The sequence below is a fragment of the Kistimonas scapharcae genome, assembly GCF_039540975.1.
In the GTDB taxonomy this organism is placed as follows: domain Bacteria; phylum Pseudomonadota; class Gammaproteobacteria; order Pseudomonadales; family Endozoicomonadaceae; genus Kistimonas; species Kistimonas scapharcae.
Genome location: NZ_BAABFL010000198.1, coordinates 1 through 794 on the forward strand (window position 1 = coordinate 1; position 794 = coordinate 794).

Sequence of the window (794 nt, forward strand, 5' to 3'; positions counted from 1 at the left end):
CTTGAGGTATCCCTGAAGATTCAGGAACTCTGGCCCGAGGCATTCGATGCAGGTAAATGCCAACCGAAATGCAGTTGCCTGCAAAACAAGCTAACCGGATGCTGGCTGGAACGTGAGGATGGTGTACGAAAGTATATCCACCCGAATGAATACCGACAGCTCGGTTTCAGTATCCCTGAGTTCAACACGCATTACCGTGTAATTGACCTGACTCAAGCTATCAAGATGGCCGAATCTGACTATTGATACAACATTAGCTGTGCTATACCCTTGAAACGCAACAACAAAGGACACCACCATGGACCTGCAACAACTGTCTGTCGAACTGGAAAACGAACACCCACGCATCGCCCCAAGCATCCGGTACGTGATCAAGTCTTTCAATGTTCGCCCAGATATTGCCGCTGAACTGGGTAACTTAAACCCCAATCAGCTCAAGCAATCCATCGTCGCCCTTGCTGACCATATCGCCCTCGGCCTGCTGGAAATCATCGAACAGGAACGAATCGCAATGACCGTATACCTGCTTTCTGACCTGACTGAAAAAGATGCAGTGATGAACACCATTGCTGACGTATTCAACACAGGTGTCGATAGCTTCGTGGAGCATGTCAAAAAATTCATGGAAGCAAGACGAGCCTTTGTCTAAAAACATTAGCAACGCTAAACAATCCCCCTCCCCAATACAGAGACAAATAACAATGACAAGCACCCTGAAAGACGCAGTAGAACAGAACCCCCAGATCGCCAAAAGCATCAAGATGGTGTTTGAAGCAACAGACCAGGCTCTCAAG

General features: G+C 47.9%; 2 protein-coding genes. Both read left to right on the plus strand.

Annotated elements, in window-relative coordinates; translation table 11 throughout:
- The coding region (locus ABD892_RS10400; protein WP_345195554.1) for a hypothetical protein at positions 1-246 on the plus strand (246 nt) is incomplete at its 5' end.
- A gap of 52 nt (positions 247-298) precedes the next feature.
- Positions 299-649 (plus strand): hypothetical protein, encoded by a 351-nt coding sequence (locus tag ABD892_RS10405; protein WP_345195555.1) that lies wholly within the window; start codon positions 299-301, stop codon positions 647-649.
- The last annotated feature ends 145 nt before the right edge of the window (positions 650-794 follow it).

Coding starts and splice junctions, on each gene's coding strand:
- ABD892_RS10405 (WP_345195555.1), top strand. CDS start 299: ATGGACCTGCAACAACTGTCTGTCGAACTGGAAAACGAACACCCACGC.